This is a genomic window from Streptomyces sp. NPDC034111, from assembly GCF_055575375.1.
The window spans coordinates 148,420-166,960 of record NZ_JBVIST010000015.1 but is presented as its reverse complement, the minus strand read 5'-3'; the positions used below and the strand labels follow the sequence as shown (position 1 = coordinate 166,960).

At 71.4% G+C, this 18,541-nt stretch carries 14 protein-coding genes; 13 read left to right on the top strand and 1 reads right to left on the bottom strand.

The features are described from left to right. Positions 1-86 precede the first annotated feature (86 nt). Entirely contained in the window at positions 87-2,597 is a 2,511-nt protein-coding gene (gene treY / locus ACZ55A_RS27725; protein ID WP_468845427.1) for a malto-oligosyltrehalose synthase, read from the top strand. Positions 2,598-2,778: 181 nt separating this feature from the next. After that, positions 2,779-4,722 carry a tetracycline resistance ribosomal protection protein Otr(A) gene (gene otr(A) / locus ACZ55A_RS27720; RefSeq protein ID WP_468845425.1) on the top strand — a complete coding sequence of 648 codons (1,944 nt, stop codon included), beginning with the start codon at positions 2,779-2,781 and terminating at the stop codon, positions 4,720-4,722. On the opposite strand, the gene ACZ55A_RS27715 is transcribed toward otr(A), so the two are convergent. Beyond that, on the bottom strand, positions 4,701-5,246 hold the full coding sequence (locus ACZ55A_RS27715; RefSeq protein WP_468845422.1) for an FHA domain-containing protein: 546 nt from the start codon (positions 5,244-5,246) through the stop codon (positions 4,701-4,703). The two genes, otr(A) and ACZ55A_RS27715, sit on opposite strands and share 22 nt — an antisense overlap. 203 nt (positions 5,247-5,449) lie before the next feature. On the opposite strand from ACZ55A_RS27715, the gene treZ reads away from it, so the two are divergent. From treZ to ACZ55A_RS27660, 11 genes are all read left to right on the top strand, one after another. After that, positions 5,450-7,219: a malto-oligosyltrehalose trehalohydrolase gene (gene treZ / locus ACZ55A_RS27710; protein WP_468845419.1), complete on the top strand. Its 1,770-nt coding sequence runs from the start codon at positions 5,450-5,452 to the stop codon at positions 7,217-7,219. A gap of 91 nt (positions 7,220-7,310) precedes the next feature. Beyond that, on the top strand, positions 7,311-8,930 hold the full coding sequence (locus ACZ55A_RS27705) for a PucR family transcriptional regulator (RefSeq protein WP_468845417.1): 1,620 nt from the start codon (positions 7,311-7,313) through the stop codon (positions 8,928-8,930). Positions 8,931-8,993: 63 nt separating this feature from the next. Further along, a complete protein-coding gene (locus ACZ55A_RS27700; protein ID WP_468845478.1) occupies positions 8,994-9,947 on the top strand; it encodes a metallophosphoesterase family protein in 954 nt (317 codons plus the stop codon). Beyond that, on the top strand, positions 9,944-10,603 hold the full coding sequence (locus ACZ55A_RS27695) for a 4'-phosphopantetheinyl transferase family protein (RefSeq protein ID WP_468845414.1): 660 nt from the start codon (positions 9,944-9,946) through the stop codon (positions 10,601-10,603). Before ACZ55A_RS27700 ends, ACZ55A_RS27695 begins: the two co-directional genes overlap by 4 nt. Positions 10,604-10,837: 234 nt before the next feature. Beyond that, complete coding sequence (locus ACZ55A_RS27690; RefSeq protein ID WP_468845412.1) at positions 10,838-11,962, top strand: NucA/NucB deoxyribonuclease domain-containing protein; 1,125 nt, start codon at positions 10,838-10,840, stop codon at positions 11,960-11,962. Positions 11,963-12,063: 101 nt separating this feature from the next. Next, positions 12,064-12,534 carry a hypothetical protein gene (locus ACZ55A_RS27685; protein WP_468845410.1) on the top strand — a complete coding sequence of 157 codons (471 nt, stop codon included), beginning with the start codon at positions 12,064-12,066 and terminating at the stop codon, positions 12,532-12,534. Between the two features lie 317 nt (positions 12,535-12,851). Further along, entirely contained in the window at positions 12,852-13,613 is a 762-nt protein-coding gene (locus ACZ55A_RS27680; RefSeq protein WP_468845407.1) for a DeoR/GlpR family DNA-binding transcription regulator, read from the top strand. A gap of 167 nt (positions 13,614-13,780) precedes the next feature. Beyond that, positions 13,781-15,154 (top strand): ABC transporter substrate-binding protein, encoded by a 1,374-nt coding sequence (locus ACZ55A_RS27675; protein ID WP_468845404.1) that lies wholly within the window; start codon positions 13,781-13,783, stop codon positions 15,152-15,154. Between the two features lie 87 nt (positions 15,155-15,241). After that, positions 15,242-16,192, top strand: coding sequence for a carbohydrate ABC transporter permease (locus ACZ55A_RS27670; RefSeq protein WP_468845476.1), 951 nt, complete (start codon positions 15,242-15,244; stop codon positions 16,190-16,192). Beyond that, positions 16,189-17,067 carry a carbohydrate ABC transporter permease gene (locus tag ACZ55A_RS27665; protein ID WP_468845401.1) on the top strand — a complete coding sequence of 293 codons (879 nt, stop codon included), beginning with the start codon at positions 16,189-16,191 and terminating at the stop codon, positions 17,065-17,067. The genes ACZ55A_RS27670 and ACZ55A_RS27665 overlap by 4 nt, the downstream gene beginning before the upstream one ends. A 183-nt stretch (positions 17,068-17,250) precedes the next feature. Then, positions 17,251-18,534, top strand: coding sequence for an NPCBM/NEW2 domain-containing protein (locus tag ACZ55A_RS27660; protein ID WP_468845399.1), 1,284 nt, complete (start codon positions 17,251-17,253; stop codon positions 18,532-18,534). Positions 18,535-18,541: the final 7 nt, after the last annotated feature.

Sequence of the window (18,541 nt, the reverse complement as noted above, 5' to 3'; positions counted from 1 at the left end):
CGCTTCCGGTCCGATGGACGCGGGCTCTGACGCCAATGCCGCAAGCAGATGACACATCCGGTCCTCGGCGGGGTACGGGTGTTCCCATGACGCAGCCAAAGAGTCCGTCTCCGACCGCCACCTACCGGCTGCAGCTCCAGCCGGACTTCCCGTTCGCCGCCGCCGAGCGGGCGGTCCCCGATCTGGCCGCGCTGGGCGTCTCCCATCTGCACCTCTCGCCGGTGCTGGAGTCGGTGCCGGGGTCCACGCACGGCTACGACGTGGTGGACCACACGGCGGTACGGGCCGAGCTGGGCGGTGAGCCCGGGCTGCGGGCGCTGGCGGCGACGGCCCGGGCGCACGGCCTCGGGCTGATCGTCGACATCGTGCCGAACCATATGGCGGTCCCGGCGCCGATGGCGCTGAACGGGCCGCTGTGGGAGGTCCTGCGCGAAGGCCCGGCGTCCCCGTACGCGCGGTGGTTCGACATCGACTGGGACGGCGGCCACGGCGGCCGGCTGCTGCTGCCGGTGCTCCGCGGACGGCTCGGCGAGGAGATGCCGCACCTCCTCGTGGAGGCCGAGGACGGGGTACTGCGCTATCACGAGCAGGTCTTCCCGCTGCGCCCCGGTACCGAGGGGCTGCCGCTGCCGCGCCTACTGGAGTCGCAGTGGTACCGCCTCGCCTGGTGGCGGCTGGCCCGCAGCGAGCTGAACTACCGCCGGTTCTTCACCATTTCGGAGCTGATGGCGGTGCGCGTCGAGGACCCCGAGGTCTTCGAGGCGACGCACGGCACGGTGCTGCGCCTGGTCCGCGAGGGCATCGTCGACGGGCTGCGCATCGACCACCCGGACGGTCTGGTGGACCCCGGCCGCTATCTGGCCCGCCTGCACCGGCGCACCGGCGGCCGGTGGACCGTCGTCGAGAAGATCCTGACCGGCGACGAACGGCTGCCCAAGAGCTGGGCGTGCGCGGGCACCACCGGCTATGACGCGCTGCGGCACATCGACGGGCTGTTCGTCTGCCCCCAGGGCTCCGGGCGGCTCTTCTCGCACTACCGGGACTTCGTCACCCCGCTGGCGGACGAGGGCGGCGACTGGGAGGAGACGGTGCGCCGGGCCGCGTACGAGGTCGTCACGCACGATCTGGCCGCGGAGGTCGAGCGGCTGGTGCGGACCGCGGTGCGGCTCAGCGAGCGCGCTCCCCGGCCGGGCGACCACGCTCCCTGGGCGCTGCGGCAGGCGATCCGTGAGCTGCTGGTGCGGTTGCCGGTCTACCGGCCGTACGCCGCCGATCCTGGCCGGGCGGGGACGGATGCGGCGATGCTGGGCCGGGCCGCGGTGCGGGCGCGCGCGGCGTTCCGGGTGCCGGAGGAGGCGCGGGCGGTGGATCTGATCCACGATCTGGCGCTCGGCCGGCCGGTGGACACCCCGGAAGGCGACGTGCCGGAAGGTGACGTGCCGGAAGGCGACGTGCCGGAAGGCGACGTGCCGGACTTCGCCGACTTCGCCGCGCGCTTCGCCCAGACCGCCTCCGCGCTGCACGCCAAATCCGTGGAGGACACGGCCTTCTACCGCTATCCGATGCTGCTGTCGGCCTGCGAGGTCGGCGGCGATCCCGGGGAGCCGGCGGTCGGCCCGGACGCGTTCCATGCGTACTGCGCCCGGATTCAGCGGGACTGGCCGACGAGCGGCACGGTGCTCTCCACCCACGACACCAAGCGCAGCGCCGATGTACGGGCCCGGATCGCGGTGCTGTCGGAGTGCCCGGACCGGTGGCGCGATGTGCTGGGCGGGATGGCCGACGCGGCGGTGTGCGGGGCCGGTACCAGAGGGGTGGACGGGGCGGGTCCGGCGGATCCGATGGTGTCCTGGCTGGCCTGGCAGACCGTGTTCGGCCTGGGCGCGGCCACCGACGGGTGCACGGCGGAGCGGGTGACGCCCGCCGTCCTCAAGGCCGCCCGGGAGGCCGGGTTGCGCACCTCGTGGACGGAGCCGCACGCGGACTACGAGGAGGCGGTGGCGGAGTTCCTCCGCGGCGGGCCGTGCGGTCCCCTGGCCGCCCCGCTGGCCGCGCTGGACGCCGAACTCGCCCCGTTCATCCGCGCGAACGTGCTGGGCGCCGCGCTGCTGCATCTGACCATGCCCGGCGTCCCCGACCTCTACCAGGGCAGCGAACAGCTCCACACGGCGCTGGTCGACCCGGACAACCGCGGGCCCGCCCGCCTCCGCCCTGAGCTGCTGGCCGAGCTGGACGGCGGGGCCGCGCCGCGCGATCTGTCCGGCGAGAAGCTGCGGCTGACGGCCACGGCGCTGCGGCTGCGGCGCGCCCACCCGCAGTGGTTCGGCGCGGCCGCTTCGTACGAGCCGGTGTACGCGGAGGGGCCGGCGGCCGAGCACTGTGTGGCGTTCTGCCGCAGTGGGCGGGTGCTGACCGTGGTGACCCGGCTGTCGCTGCGCCTGGTGGAGACCGGCGGCTGGTGGGACACCGGGCTGCGGCTGCCGTCGGGCGAGACCTGGCGCGAGCTGCTGACCGGGCGTGAGCTGACCGGTGGCGCGCTGGTGGGGCTGAACGAACTGCTGACGGATGTGCCGGTGGCGCTGTTCGTGTCCGAGTGACGCCCCGCCGGCGGACGTCCGGCCGAGGCGGGGGCACCCGGTTAATTCGGTTGCGGTCCTCGGCGGGTCTGCGAGCATGGCGCGGTACGCACACGCCTCACTCAGGAGTACGGAATGCGCGGATTCCTCGGAACTGCTCAGCGCCCCCACCGGACGTCGGCTTTCGAGGACTCACTCACCCATGCGCATCCGTCACACCCTGAACATCGGCATTCTCGCCCACGTCGACGCTGGTAAGACCAGCCTCACCGAGCGACTGCTGTACGACACCGGTGCCATCGGCCGGCTCGGCAGCGTCGACGCCGGTGACACCTGCACGGACACCGGCGAGCTGGAGCGCCGGCGCGGTATCACGATCCGCTCAGCCGTCGCCTCCTTCACCGTCGGCGAGGTCCAGGTCAATCTCATCGACACCCCAGGCCACTCCGACTTCATCGCCGAGGTCGAGCGCGCGCTCGGCGTGCTCGACGGCGCCGTACTGCTGCTGTCCGCGGTGGAAGGCGTCCAGGCCAGGACCCGGGTGCTGATGAAGACCCTGCGGCGGCTGCGGCTGCCCACCCTGCTCTTCGTCAACAAGATCGACCGGGCCGGCGCCCGGGGCGAGGCGCTGCTCGCGGACATCCGGCGGCTGCTGGCCCCGGCGGCCGTCCCGATGACGTCCGTGTCCGGCCTCGGCACCGCGCAGGCCCGCTCGGCCCCGTACTCCCTGGAGGATCCGCGGGCCCGCGAGCGGATCGCCGAAGCGGTGGCCGAGGTGGACGAGTCCGTCCTCGCCCAGCTGGTGGCCGGCCCGCCGCCGGGCGCGGACCGGGTCCGTGCCGCGCTGGCCGCCCGTACGGCCGACGGTTCGCTGTACCCGGTGTACTTCGGTTCGGCGCTCGGCGGCCAGGGCGTCGGCGCGCTCATCGACGGCATGGTGCGGCTGATCCCGCCGGCCCCGGCCGTCCCGGGTGGGGCGCCGCGTGGCACGGTCTTCGCCGTCCATCAGCCGCCGAACGGCGAGCGCACCGCCCATGTCCGGCTCTACGAGGGCGAGTTGCGGCCCCGGCAGCGGATCGAGCTGCACCGGCCCGGTGCCGCGGACGACGCGCACGCCGCGCTGAGCGGCCGGATCACCTCACTCGACGTCATCGGCCGGCCGCGCGGCGACGACGGGCCGCTCACCCCGGGCAATATCGCGGTGCTGCGCGGGCTGCCCGGCGTCCGGACCGGCGACCGGATCGGCCCGCCCGCCGACGGTCCGGACGGCCCCGCCCTCTTCGCCTCCCCCACCCTGGAGACCCTGGTCCAGGCGCGCCAACCGGCGCGTGCCGCCGCGTTGCGCGCCGCGCTGCTGGCGCTCGCCGACCAGGACCCGCTGCTCCAGGTCCGCCCCGCGGCCGACGGCGCGACCTCGGTACTGCTGCACGGCGAGGTGCAGAAGGAGATCATCGCGGACACCCTGCACGAGGAGTACGGCATCGAGGCCGAGTTCGCGCCGAGCCGGGTGGTCTGCGTCGAGCGGCCGTGCGGAACCGGTGAGGCCTGTCACGAGATCGCCAAGCGGCGGCACACCGGTGAGTGGGCCACGGTCGGACTGCGGGTCGAGCCGGGCGCCCGTGGCTCCGGCCCGGTCTTCACCTACGAGACCGAGCTGGGGGCGCTGCCGCACGGCTTCCACCAGGCCATCGAGGAGACCGTCCTTGCGGGCCTCCGGCAGGGCCCACGGGGCCTGGCGGTGACGGACTGCCGGGTGGTGCTGACCCGTTCGGGCTTCATCGGCCCGGTCAGCACGGCCGGCCACTTCCGTACGGTCACCCGCGCCGTGCTGCGGCAGGCCCTCGACCGGGCCGGGACGCAGATGTACGAGCCGTACCACGCCTTCGAGGCGGAGGTCCCGCTCGACGCGCTCGCGCCGGTGACCGCCCGGCTCGCCGCACTGGGCGCGGAGCTCGCCGAGCCCTCCGGCGGCCGGCAGTCCTGGCTGGTCAGCGGTGCTCTGGCGGCCCGTCATGTGCCGGATGCCGAGGGAATGTTGCCGGGCCTGACGCACGGCGAAGGGGTGTGGCTGTCGTATCCGTCGGGCGACCGTCCGGTGCGCGGCTCCTGCCGGGGCGCGAAGCCTCAGCGCTCCGTCAGGACGTAGTCCACCCGGCCGAAGGTGATGTGGTCGCCGGGGCCGACCGGGACCTCGCCGACCACCCGGCGGCCGTTGACGCAGGTGCCGTTGGTGGAGCCGAGGTCGCGCAGCAGCCAGCCCTTGCCGGCGCTGCGCAGTTCGGCGTGGGCGCGGGAGACGGTCTCGTGGTTGAGGCGGAGGCCCACGCCGGGGGCGCGCCCTATCAGCAGCGGGAGGGGCCCCGGCTCCGGCAGCAGAAGCTTGGGCAGCCGTTCCATGCGCCAGGCCCTGCGCACCCGGATGTGGAACGCCGACACCCGGCCGACCATCCGCAGCAGCAGGCCCTGGACCTTGCCCCGGCTCTCCAAGTCGGCGGTGGCCAGGTCGAGTTCGGAGTGGTGCTGGGCGGTGAGAACGAGTTCCAGGCGCCGCAGAAAGGTGTCCTGGGACAGCCGTCCCTGCGCCGCGCCGTCGCGCAGCAGATCGAGGGCGCGCTCCCGGTCGGCGTCCGACGGACGCGCCGGGCGCGCAGGGAACTCGAGCGAAGTCATGTCGTGATTCTCCGGCCACCGCGAGCCGCTGTCCAGGCGATGCAGGTCCGGGGGCCGTGCCCGTGGCCGGGGCGGCTCGCCGGAACGGCCCAGTCCGGTGGCTCGATGGCGCGATGTCGGCCCGTGTCGCCACGTCGGGCTGTCGGGCGACGCACCGACGTGCTTTGGTCATCTGGACCGGGAGCCGACGAAGGAGGACGGCCATGCTGTTCGAGGTGTGGGCGCCGCGCGCCGGACGGGTCGCTCTCCAGGGGGCGGGTGACCGGGCCGGCGAACCACCGGTCCCGATGGAGCGCGACGCCGACCGTGCGGGCTGGTGGCACGCCGAGGCGCCGGCCGGTGCGGGCGACCGCTATGCCTTCCGGCTCGACGACGGGCCCCCGCTGCCCGATCCGCGCGCGGCCCGGCTGCCGGAGGGCCCCGGCGGCCCCGCCGCGGTCGTCGAGCACGACCGGTTCGACTGGCGGCATCCGTGGCCCGGCCGCGGGCTGCCCGGCGCGGTCCTCTATGAGCTGCACATCGGGACGTACACGCCGGAGGGCACCTTCGACGCCGCGGCCGGGCGGCTGCGTCACCTCGCCGACCTGGGCATCACCCATGTCTCCCTCATGCCCGTCTGCCCGTTCCCCGGCACCCACGGGTGGGGCTACGACGGGGTCGCGCCCTGGGCGGTGCACGAGCCGTACGGCGGGCCCGACGGGCTCAAGCGGTTCGTGGACGCGGCGCACGGCCTCGGCCTCGGCGTCGTCCTCGACGTGGTGCACAACCATCTCGGCCCGTCCGGCAACCATCTCCCGGACTTCGGGCCGTACTTCACCGACACCCACCACACGCCGTGGGGCGCGGCGGTCAACCTCGACGCCCCCGGCTCCGACGAGGTCCGCGGCTACCTCATCGGCAGCGCGCTGTCCTGGCTGCGCGACTACCGGCTGGACGGGCTGCGGCTGGACGCCGTGCACACGCTGTACGACGACCGCACGCCGCACTTCCTCGCCAAGCTGTCCGCCGCGGTGGACGGGCTGGCCGCCCGGCTGGGGCGTCCGCTGTTCCTGATCGCCGAGTCCGACCTCAACGATCCGCGCACCCTCGCGCCGCGGGAGAGCGGCGGCCAAGGGCTGCACGCCCAGTGGAACGACGACTTCCACCACGCCCTGCACACCGCGCTCACCGGCGAATCCCAGGGCTACTACGCCGACTTCGCGCGGGCTCCGCTGGCCGCCCTCGCCAAGACCCTGACCGGCGGCTTCTTCCACGACGGTACGTACTCCAGCTTCCGTGGCCGGGTGCACGGCGCGCCGCTCGACCTGCGGACCACGCCCGCGTACCGGCTGCTGGCGTACGCCCAGAGCCACGACCAGATCGGCAACCGCGCGCTCGGCGACCGGCTCGCCGAGGGCCTGTCCGCGGGGTTGCTCGCCTGTGGCGCGGCGCTGGTGCTGTGCTCGCCGTTCACCCCGATGCTCTTCATGGGCGAGGAGTGGGCGGCGACCACCCCCTGGCAGTACTTCACCGATCACACGGATCCGGAACTGGCGGAGGCGGTCCGGGCCGGCCGGCGGCGCGAATTCGCCGCACACGAGTGGGCGGGCGACAGCGGCGACTGGCCCGACCCGCAGGACCCGGCCACCCGCGACCGCTGCGTCCTGGACTGGAGCGAACCGGTCCTCGAACCGCACGCCTCCCTGCTGGCCTGGCACCGCACGCTGCTGACGCTCCGCCACGAACTGCCGGTCCTGACCGACCCTGACCCCCGCCACATGGACGTGACCTTCGACGAGGACGCCCGCTGGCTGCTGCTGCGGCGCGGGCCGGTACGGGTGGCGGTCAATGTCGGCCGGGAGTCGACGGCCGCCGTTCCGGTCGGCACCAGCCCCCACCTCCAGGCGCTGGCGGGCTGGCCGGAGGCCCGGCTCCCCGGCGCGGACGGCGTCCTGCGACTGCCGCCGGAGTCGGTGGTGGTGCTGGGGCCGTAGGGCCCCTGGTGGCAGCCTCGCGGTGCCGCGCCGTGCCGGGCCCGCTCGCCTGAGCGTCGCTTGCGCGGAAAGGTGATGGACACTCTGAACCATGCCCCTGCATATCTCCGACCTGCTGGCCCGGTCCGACCTCAATCTGTCGGTCACCTACGACGTGCCGCCACGGCTGCTGGCCCGCACGATCGAGGCGGCGACGGTGTCGGATCTGCCGGCGCCGGGCAAATGGCTCCAGGGCGGGGAACTGCTGATGACCATCGGCCTGTTGCTGCCGGGCGAGCCGGCCGCCTGCCGGGCGTATGTGCGGGACGTGGCCGAGGGCGGGGCGGCGTGTCTGGCGCTCGGGCTGGGCCAGGGGCTGCCGTACCAGGAGGCGCCGGAGCCGCTGGTGCGGGCGGCCGAGGAGGCGGGGCTGCCGCTGCTGACGGTGCCGGACGAAGTGCCGTTCATCGCCGTGACCAAGGCGGTCTTCGACGCGCGGGCCGATGAGCAGCGTGCGGCGCTGCACCGGGCCTTCGCCACCCAGCGGCGGCTGACCGCCGCGGCGGCCGGGGACGGGCTGCGGCCGATGCTGGCGGAGTGGACGGCCGCCACCGGCGTGGGTGCCGCGGTGCTCGACCCGCTGGGGCGGCTGCTGGCGGCGGACGAACGGGAGCAGCCGGCCCCGCTGGCCGAGGCGCGGGACCTGATCGAACGGGTCGCGGCACGGGGGCTGCGCGGCAGCGCGTCCAGCACGGTCGGCGGGCGGCAGTTGGAGGTGCAGCCACTGGGCGCCCGTCGGCTGCGCGGGCTGCTGCTGCTCACCGGCCGCCCGGACGAGGCCGCCCGTTCGGTGGTACCCGGACTGGTCTCGCTGCTCTCCCTGGAGCTGGAGCGCCGGCACCTGCGCGATGAGCCGGAGCGCCGTCGCAGGTCGGCGCTGCTTTCGGAGCTGCTGGCCGAGGAGGATCCGGCCGCGGAACGGGCCCGGGACATGCTGCACTCGGTGGGGCTGACGGCGGAGCGGGTGCGGGGTGTCGTGGTGGAGCCGGTGGCCGGGCCCGGGGGCGGGGCCGCGGACGGCGCTGCCGTGGAGGCCGCCGCGCAGGAGACGGCCGCCGATCTGGCGCTGGCGGTGCCCGGCGGCCTCGTACGGGTCACGGCCGCGGTCCCGGGCGGCGCACCGGGCGGGCTCATCGAGGCGGTGGTCGGCGAGGACGTGGACGTCCGCGAGGTCCTCGGCCGCTTCGCCCCGGGCTGCCCGGCAGGCATCGGTCCGGCGACCGCCCCCGAAGCGGTACGTGCATCACTGCGTCAGGCGGCCGGTCTGCTCGCCGTCAGCCGGGCGGCCGGTGAGCCGGCCGAGGCCCGGCAGAGCCAGGCCAGCCGGCTGCTGCTCGACCTCGGCGACCCCCGTACGCTGCACGGCTACGCCGACAGTGTGCTCGGCCCGCTCGACCTCGCGGACCACGGTGAGGAGCTGATCGCCACCCTGGCGGCCTGGCTGGAGACCGGCGGTGCCTGGGACGCCACCAGCCGGCGGCTCGGCGTCCACCGGCACACCGTACGCAACCGCCTGGACAAGGCCATGGAGCTCACCGGCCGCCGCCTCGACGATCCTGACGACCGGTTCGATCTGTGGCTGGCGACCCGTATCCGCCGCGGCGGCGCACCGTCCGGCACCTCGGGCGGCCGGCCGGCTCCCCCGCCCCCGCCGGCAGGACCAGCCCGGTGACGGACGTCCCTCACCGCGCGGTCCGCCCTTCATTCTGACCGCCGCACCGTCTTTACTTCGATGGTGACCTACGAGATCCGCACCCTCGCGACCGGCGCCGCCGGCCCCGCCCCCGCCGTCCCTTCCGCGACCGGCCCGGCAGCCGGCGGCGGGCGCGGCACCCTGGTGGCCGTCAGCGATCTGCACGTCCGTTACAAGGAGAACCGCGAGATCGTCGAACGCCTCAAGCCGGAGTCCGACGACGACTGGCTGCTGGTGGCCGGCGATGTCGGCGAGTACGTCGCCGACATCCGCTGGGCGCTCGAACTGCTCAGCAGACGGTTCGCCAAGGTGGTGTGGGTGCCGGGCAATCACGAGCTGTGGACGCCCGCCGACGACCCGGTGCAGCTGCGCGGAGTGGCGCGCTACGAGCATCTGGTGGCGATCTGCCGGGAGTTGGGCGTCGTCACCCCCGAGGACCCCTACCCGGTCTGGGAAGGCACCGGCGGCCCTGCGGTCCTCGCTCCCCTGTTCCTCCTCTACGACTACACCTTCCGGCAGCCGGGACTGGCCTCCAAGGAGGCGGCACTTGCGCACGCCGAGAAGGCCGGCGTGGTCTGCACCGACGAGTTCCATCTGCACCCGGACCCCTATCCGACGCGGGAGGCCTGGTGCCGGGCCCGGGTGGAGGCCACCGAGGCCCGGCTCGCCGCCGTTCCGCAGGAGCTGCCGACCGTCCTCATCAACCACTGGCCCCTCGTACGGGAGCCCACCCGGCCGCTGTGGTACCCGGAGTTCGCGCTGTGGTGCGGTACGGAGGCGACGGCGGACTGGCCGCACCGGTTCCGTGCCGCCACGGTGGTCTACGGCCATCTGCACATCCCCCGGCTGCTGATGTGCGACGGCGTGCCCCATCAGGAGGTGTCGCTCGGCTACCCGCGGGAGTGGCAGCGCCGCTCCTCCGCGCCCGGCCGCCCGGTCCGCGTCCTCCCCGCCCCGGCCGCCGTCGCCTCCGGCACCTCGGAGACCCACGCATGATCGACAAGCTGCTGCCGGCCCCGGTCGTGACCGCCGAGGCCTTCGAGGACGCCCCGCTGTCGGAGATGTTCCCCGAGGAACGCGCACTGGTCGCGGACTCCGTCCCCAAACGCCAACAGGAATTCGGCACCGTACGCGGCTGCGCCCGCAGCGCGCTGTCCCGGCTGGGCATCGCCCCCGCGCCCCTGCTCCCCGGCCGCGACCGGGCGCCGCAGTGGCCGGACGGCATCGTCGGCGCGATGACGCACTGCACCGGCTACCGCGCCGCCGCCGTGGCCCCCCGGCGGGACGTGCTGACCATCGGCCTGGACGCGGAGCCCAACGAGCCGGTGAACGACCCCGGTGTCATCGACCTCGTCACCCTCCCCGAGGAACGCGCCCAGCTCCGCACGCTGACCACCCTTCAGCCCGAGGTCAGCTGGGACCGGCTGATCTTCAGCGCCAAGGAATCCGTCTACAAGGCGTGGTACCCGCTCACCCACCGCTGGCTGGGCTTCGAGGACGCGCTGCTCACCCTCGACCCCACCGACGCCACCTTCACCGCCCGCCTCCTCGTCCCCGGCCCCGTCGTCAAGGGCAGCGAGCTCACGGAGTTCAGCGGCGGGTGGCTGGTCGAGGCGGGGCTGGTGGTGACGGCGATCGCCATGCCGGCCTGACGGGACGGATGCGGGGCCTGGGGCGCCCCGCGTCCCTCCCCGGAAGCTGACGCCAGGACAGCACCAACTACCCCATTGGTCCCACCTTTTACCCGAACCGGCAGGTTCACGCCAAACCTCGTAAACCGGTGGCCCACGCCCGATACCGCCTCCTAGGGTCGGGGCGTCCTGGTGCCGCACCGGCCGGAATTCACCGGTCGGGAGGAGCCCGGGACAAGGGGGATCAACAAGTTGATGCGTCACACCAAACGCGCCGCGGCCGCGGGGCTCGCGGCGTTCGCGCTGCTCGGAACCTGTACGGCGGCGGCGACGGCCGATCCGGCACGCACTGTGAAGTACGAGCTGAAGACCAGCTTCAGCACCGTCACGGCCAAGACCCTCACGACCAACGGGGCCGCGCCGACGGCCGGGCAGCTCGTGTGCGGGGTGCCGGTCGTCCGGACCAACGAGTTCATACGCACCTTCAAGTGCGAAACACTGAACGCGAGAATCGACGTCCTCAAGATCGTCAATGGGGTGCCGCACTACGAAGGCAGCGCGCTCTTCCAGATCCAGGATGAGATGCGGCTCAACATCCGGCAGACCACGTGGCAGGAGCACCTGACCGTCTCCAAGGTCCGCCTGGTGAACAACGCCGGCGGCATCACGATCACGCCCCGCCATTCCGCGAGCGGCGCCTCGGAGAGCGCCAGCGGTGCCCTCGCCCGCCCCTTTGCCCTCCGCCAGGGAGCGACGTACTCCGGCACCGTCACCTACAACGCCGGAGCCATCGCCAAGGGGAAGCAGAAGAACGTCGTCCCCAGCCACACTCTCACCGGCACGAAGGCCGGATACAGCCCGGCCCGGCTGCCGTGGAAGTTCGAGAAGGCTCGTTGCGACAACATGATGGGTGGGCGCCGCGCCGGCTGCGTCTTCCCCGCGCACGCGCCGATCGACGGTCTCAACGGGGTCTCCTCCATGGCCTCGATACCGTTCGTCAACACCAACATGAAGCAGGGACAGGCGGGGCCGCGGCACCTCGGCAAGCCCGGGGGCACTCCGCTGCACCGGCTCACCAATGAGGCGGCGATCGACGCCAACCGCAAGGCGGCCTGCGGGAGGTTCCCCAAGCCGTCGAACGGCCAGTACGGCTGGGTCGTCATCCCCGCCCCGCCGGGCAAGACCAACGCCACCACGCCGTCGTGCGACGAGTACCCCTTCGCCTCCAGCAAGGAGGGCGGCAACAAGTACCCGGCCGATCAGAAGCTGAAGTGGGTGCCCAAGGGCAGCAACGACGCCCAGGGGCGTGCCCTGAACAGCTTCTACGGTCCCAACCGCATCCTCGACGGGGACCCGTACTACATCAACATGGGCTCCTGATCACGCAACGATCACACGCATCGCTCCCATGAGGTGGCGCCCCGGTGCCGGATTCCCGCGCCGGGGCACCACCCTCACCAGGTTGAACTACGTTGTGGACCATGTTGCTTCGTCATATCGACATGACTCTCCGGCCGCTCGGCGAAGGCTATGTCCTCGCCCTCGGGGAGGAGTACGACTACCCCGGCCCGTGGGACGACGACCGCAATATCCAGACCAACGGCGCATCCACGGCCCAGGTGAACTGCGTCACCGACACCGGCGACCTCCACCTCCGCATCGAGCTCCACGACAGCGCCCCGGAAACCGACACCAGCCGCGCCTGGCACTACGGCCCCGAAGACGTCGTGCTCCGCGCCGAGGACGACCACCTCACGCTCGCCGTCCCCTGCCAAGGCGACCTCGGCGAGCGGTGGCCCCACGACGAGCCGCCTCTCGCCCTCACTCCCGAGGGCGCCGCCAGGCCGCACCGGTTCCAGGTACGGCTGTACGGGCGCGCGGACGACCACGCATACGGCACCGGAGACCGTGGAGAGAACCAGCTGCTCCAGCTCTGGCCGGGCAAGCCCTGACCTTTCGGTCCTTCCGTAAAAAGCCCGCCGACGGATACCGGAGCCCCGCACCCCTCTGCCCGGAGGCCCGCCCCGGGCATCGGCCTGCCCGAAGTCGTTATACGGGCACCGTGAAAGCCCCGTTCGGTGATCGCGGGACCTCGGATGTGCGTCTCACCCCCCGGTGACCTGCGGGAATGCCATACACCTCTCGGAGAAAAGCGGAAAGCTTCCGTATGAAAACGGGGGCTTTCCGCGCCGAGGACTCGCTATATAAAGCCGACGTGGGCAGAAACGGTCAGTCGTCGCCCGAACGGAAGAGGCGAGGTGGTGGACTCATGAAGGCAAGAGAGCGACAGCACCGCATCCTGGCTCTCGTACGGCAGAGGGGGAGCATGGATGTCTCTGCCACCGCGGCCGATTTCCATGTGGCGCCGGAGACCATCCGCAGGGATCTGAGCGAACTCGAAAGGCGCGGCCTTGTCCGCCGTACACATGGTGGTGCCTACCCCGTGGAGAGCGGCGGATTCGAGACGACGCTGACGCAGCGGGAAACGCTCCATGGAGAGAGCAAGAGCCGCCTCGCCGCCGCCGTCGTGAAACTGCTCGGCGACGCAGGGACGGTATTCATCGACGAGGGAAACACCCTCCGGCTGATCGCCTCCTTGCTCCCCACCGACCGTCGCCTGACCGTGGTGACCGCGTCGCTGCCCATTGCCGCGGCGATCGCGGAGACATCCGAAGCCACCGTGCTGCTGCTCGGCGGGAGGGTCCGCGGCCGCACCCTGGCCACCGTCGGATCCTGGACGACCCAGATGCTTGCGAGCTTCGTCATAGACCTGGCGATTCTGGGTGCCAACGGCATCTCCCGTGACTTCGGCCTGACCACCCCCGACCCGGTGGTGGCCGATATCAAGGCCCAGGCCCTGCGCTCCTCCCGGCGCCGCGTCCTGGTGGGAATCCACACCAAGTTCGGGACGAAGAGTTTCTGCCGGTTCGCCGAAATCGGCGACTTCGAAACCATCGTGACCGACACCGGACTGTCGGTTACCGAAGCCCACCGGTACTCCCGACTCGGGCCCAACGTCCTCCGGGTCTGAACTCCTTTGCCCAGTCGCCTCGTTTGGTCTGCGACTGCTGACCCCGGACTCCCCCACATACTCCAGCCCTTCCTCTCCCCTTCCTCTCTCACCCCTTCCTTCCGCACCCCTTTCCTTCCGCACCCCTTTCCTTCCGCACTGTCGATCCCCCCGAAAGAGGAATTCCGATGCACGACCGATCCGCCAGAGCAAGACGAACGGCCGCCGGACTCACCGCCCTTGGTACCTGTACCGCGCTATTGATCACTGGCTGCGCCGGTGCGGGGGGCACCGGCGACGACGGAGGACAGAAGACGGTGAACGTCCTCATGGTGAACAACCCGCAGATGCTCGACCTTCAGAAACTGACCAAGGACAATTTCACCAAGCAGACCGGCATCAAGGTCAATTACACGGTTCTGCCGGAAAATGATGTCCGGGACAAGATCAGCCAGGAGTTCTCGAGCCAGGCCGGCACCTACGACGTGGCGTCGATCAGTAACTACGAGGCGCCGATCTACGGAAAGAACGGCTGGCTGATGCCGCTCGACGGCACCATCGCCAAGGACCACTCCTTCGACCAGTCCGACATCCTGCCGCCGGTTCAGGAGGGGCTCACAGGAGACGACGGCAAACTGTACGCGGAGCCCTTTTACGGCGAGTCCTCCTTCTTGATGTACCGCAAGGACGTGTTCAAGGCCAAGGGTCTGACCATGCCGCCCCATCCGACATGGCAGCAGGTCGCGGAGCTGGCGGCCAAGGCCGACGGCGCACGCAAGGGCATGAAGGGCATCTGTCTGCGCGGCCTGCCCGGATGGGGCGAGGGCATGGCCCCGCTGACCACAGTGGTCAACACATACGGCGGCACCTGGTTCACCAAGGACTGGAAGGCCCAGGTGAACGGCGCAGGCTTCACCGAGGCCGCGAAGTTCTATGTGGACCTCATTCGCAAGCACGGTGAACCCGGCGCCGCACAGGCCGGATTCGCCGAGTGCCTCAACGGTTTCCAGCAGAGCAAGACCGCCATGTGGTACGACGCCACCTCGGCCGCCGGACTGCTGGAGAGCAAGGACTCGCCGGTCTCCGGCAAGATCGGCTATGTCCCGGCGCCGGTGAACAAGACCAAGAACTCCGGCTGGCTGTACTCATGGTCCTGGGGCATCCAGAAGGCGAGCCGCCATCAGGAGGCCGCAGAGAAGTTCATCGCCTGGGCTTCGAGCAAGAAGTACGAGCAGCTCGTCGGGGACAAGCTCGGATGGGCCCGGGTCCCGGCCGGTAAGCGGGCGTCGACCTACGCCAACCCCACCTACCAGAAGACGGCGGCCTCGTTCTACAAGGCCACCGAGGACGCCATCAAGGGCGCCGACCCGCGCAACCCGGGTCTGCAGCCCCGCCCGACGGTGGGCATCCAGTTCGTGGACATCCCGGAGTTCCCGGACCTGGGGACCAAGGTCTCCCAGCTGATCGCCTCGGCCCTCGCCGGCCGGACCTCGGTGCCCGCGGCACTGCAAAAGGGCCAGGAACTCGCCGAGCAGGTCGCTGCCAAGTACCGGAAGAACTGACCCACCCCTTTTCCCAGCTCTGTCCGCCCCTGGGGAAGGGGCGGGCAGAGCTGGGGGAGAGCAGAGAGACACGTGAGTACTACCCAGATGCACAAGACAAGACCTCCGGCCGCGTCCGTAGCCGTCCCGGCGCCTCGACGGCGCTCGGACCGAGCGGTGGCCTGGGCCCGGCGCGCCCCGCTGTTGCCGGCGCTGGTGTTCATGGTGATCGTCACCCAACTGCCCTTCGTGGCCACGCTGGTGATCTCCTTCATGGACTGGAACGCCCTGCGGCCCAACGAGCGCGGGTTCACCGGCTTCGCCAACTACAGCGACCTCTTCAGCAACCCGGACCTGCGATCCTCCGTGCTCACCACTGTCTGGCTCACGGCCGGTGTGGTGCTGCTCAGTCTCGTGCTGGGTCTCGGTCTGGCTCTGCTGCTCGACCGTAAATTCCGTGGCCGCGCACTGGTGCGGACGATGCTCATCACCCCGTTCCTCATCGTCCCTGTCGCGGCAGCGCTGCTGTGGAAACACGCCCTCTACAACCCCGAATACGGGCTGCTCAACGGGGCGTTGACCTGGATCTGGTCCCTCTTCGGTTCGGACAGCCCACCGCAGCCGGACTGGATCACCTCGACGCCCTTGCCCGCCGTCGCGGCCTCCCTGATCTGGCAGTGGACACCATTCATGATGCTGATCCTGCTCGCCGGTCTTCAGAGCCGGTCCCTCGAGGCCATCGAGGCCGCCCGCGTGGACGGGGCGAACGCCTGGCAGATATTCCGCCACCTGACCCTGCCGCACCTGCGCAGATACCTCGAACTCGCGGCGCTGCTCGGCTCGATCTACATCGTGCAGAACTTCGACGCGGTCTTCACCCTCACCTCGGGCGGTCTTGGCACAGCGAACCTCCCGTACACCATCTATCAGAGCTTCTACCAGGCGCATGACTACGGCCAGGCCTCCGCAGCCGGTGTCATCGTCGTCCTGGGCACCATCGTTGTGGCCACGCTCGCCCTGCGCCTGGTGTCGACACTCCTGCGGGAGGAGACCTCATGAGCACCACCGCCATGGCACCGCCGTCGCACCGCAGGGTCACCGGCCGCACCCGCAGACAACGTAGCGGCGCCTTCTGGGGGCTCGCCGCCTGGGCCGCGGGGCTGTTCTTCGTCCTGCCGGTCGCCTGGATGGCCCTCACCTCCCTCCACAGCGAGCCGGATGCCGCCACCAACCCCCCGTCCCTCTCCGCGCCCCTCACGCTTGAGGGGTATCGCGAGTTCTTCGGTGCCTCCACCGGGACCAGCCCTTGGCCGGCCCTGATCAACTCCACGATGGCGGGCGTCACTTCCACCGTGCTCGTCCTGGTACTGGCGATCCCCGCGGCGTACGCGCTGTCGATCAGACCGGTGCGGAAGTGGTCCGACGCGATGTTCTTCTTCCTGTCCACCAAGATGCTTCCGGCAGTCGCCGGCCTGCTGCCGGTCTATCTGCTCGCCAAGTACTCCGGGATACTGGACAACGTCGGGCTGATGGTCGTCCTCTACACCAGCATGAATCTGCCGATCGCCGTGTGGATGATGCGCTCGTTCCTCGCGGAGATCCCGGGGGCGATCCTGGAAGCCGCGGCCATCGACGGTGCCGGACTGCTCACCGTCTTCCGCCGGATCATCATTCCGATGGCCGCCCCCGGCATCGCCGCAACCTCCCTCATCTGCTTCATCTTCAGCTGGAACGAGATGCTGTTCGCCCGCGTGCTCACCGGGGTCCGCTCCACGACCGCACCGGTCTTTCTCACCAGCTTCGTCACCAGCCAGGGGCTGTTCCTGGCCAAGGTCTGCGCGGCAGCCGTCGCCGTCTCACTGCCGGTGCTCCTTGCCGGATTCGCCGCACAGGACAAGCTGGTCCAGGGCCTGTCCATGGGAGCCGTCAAATAACGGCCGCCGTCATCGCCGAGCCCGGGACCGTCGCGGGGGCCACTTGTGCAGTGGCCCCCGCGTGCTGTGGCGTCCACGATCAGATGCGGCTCATCGGACACGGCATCAACGACCCCCGACGAAAGGGAAGATCACCCTGCGGTACTTTTACCGTCAGGACGTTGAAGGGTCAGTAGCCCACTCATGCAAGAGCAATCCGACACCCTCGGTGGGACCGCACCATCCGACACCGAGCTGGTCCAGCGCATCCGTGCGGCGGCCCGGACCGGCGGCCGGACGGCCGCTGATCCGCAGGGCGCGCCCGCTCCGGACGGCGCAGCCGAGGCAGGCGAGGAAGCCCTCAACGAGTTCCACCGTCGGCACTACGCCGCCGTACTGGCCTACGCCCGCGACTGCTGTAGATCCTCCCAGGCCGCAGCGGATCTGACGAAGGAAGCCATCGACGGCGTCCTGCACTCCCCCGGCCCGGGCGACGGTTCTGATGCGGCATGGCGGGACAGCCTGCTGGCGGCGGTACGCCACACCGCCGCCGCCTGGCACCAGAATTCCCGGAACAACGAGCTGCGCGACGACTTCGCGTCCTGGCTGGCCGGCCAGTCGGGGGACGGCCCCGATCCCTCCGACAGCGAGCAGAAGCTCCCCGCCGACGGCCAACACGCCGTCGCCGTAAGCCCCGTGGGGCCGAAGCCGTCCGCCGAACCGCGCAGGGCCCGGGTATCCCGGCTCTCACCGGCGCGCATCGTCATGCTCGCCGTTGCCGTGACCGTCCTGGCCGGCGTTGCCATATCCGTCGGCCTCCTGCTCCGCCCGGCGCACCACGATGCCTCGGCCGGCAGCCCCGCACGGTCCGGTCTCGCTTCATCGGCCACTCCGGACCGGCCGTCGACGGCTTCGCCCAGGAGCTCAGCGACCGCCTCCAGCTCCGCGTCGGGCTCCCCGGACCCCACCCGCACCAAGGCATCGAAGCATCCGAGCTCCCGGCCCTCGTCGTCGGCGACGCCGTCGCCCTCCGCGCGCCCGGGCTCCGAGGACAAGCCGTCGACCGCCCGCACCACCGCATTGAGCGCCCGGCCGTGGACCTCCAGCAGGAACGGCTGGGCACAGGTGGGGCTGAATCGCAGCATCGACGGACGTCCCCTCACCATCCAGGGCGTCAGCTACCCCGAAGGGCTGGGGGCCCACGCCTCCAGCGAGATCACCTACCACCTCGGCGGCACCTGCTCTGCCCTCGGCGTGGACGTGGGCGTCGATGACGAGGTGGGCGCCAACGGCTCCGTGGTCTTCCAGATCTACCGGGACGGCACCAAGGTCGCCGACAGCGGGCTGATGACGGTCGACCAGCCGGCGAAGCACCTCACCGCAGACCTCACCGGCGGCACCGAGCTGCGGCTCGTGGTCACCGACGGCGGCAACGGAGACAACTCCGACCACGCCGACTGGGCCGGCCCCCTCATCACCTGCAACTGAGCCTCCG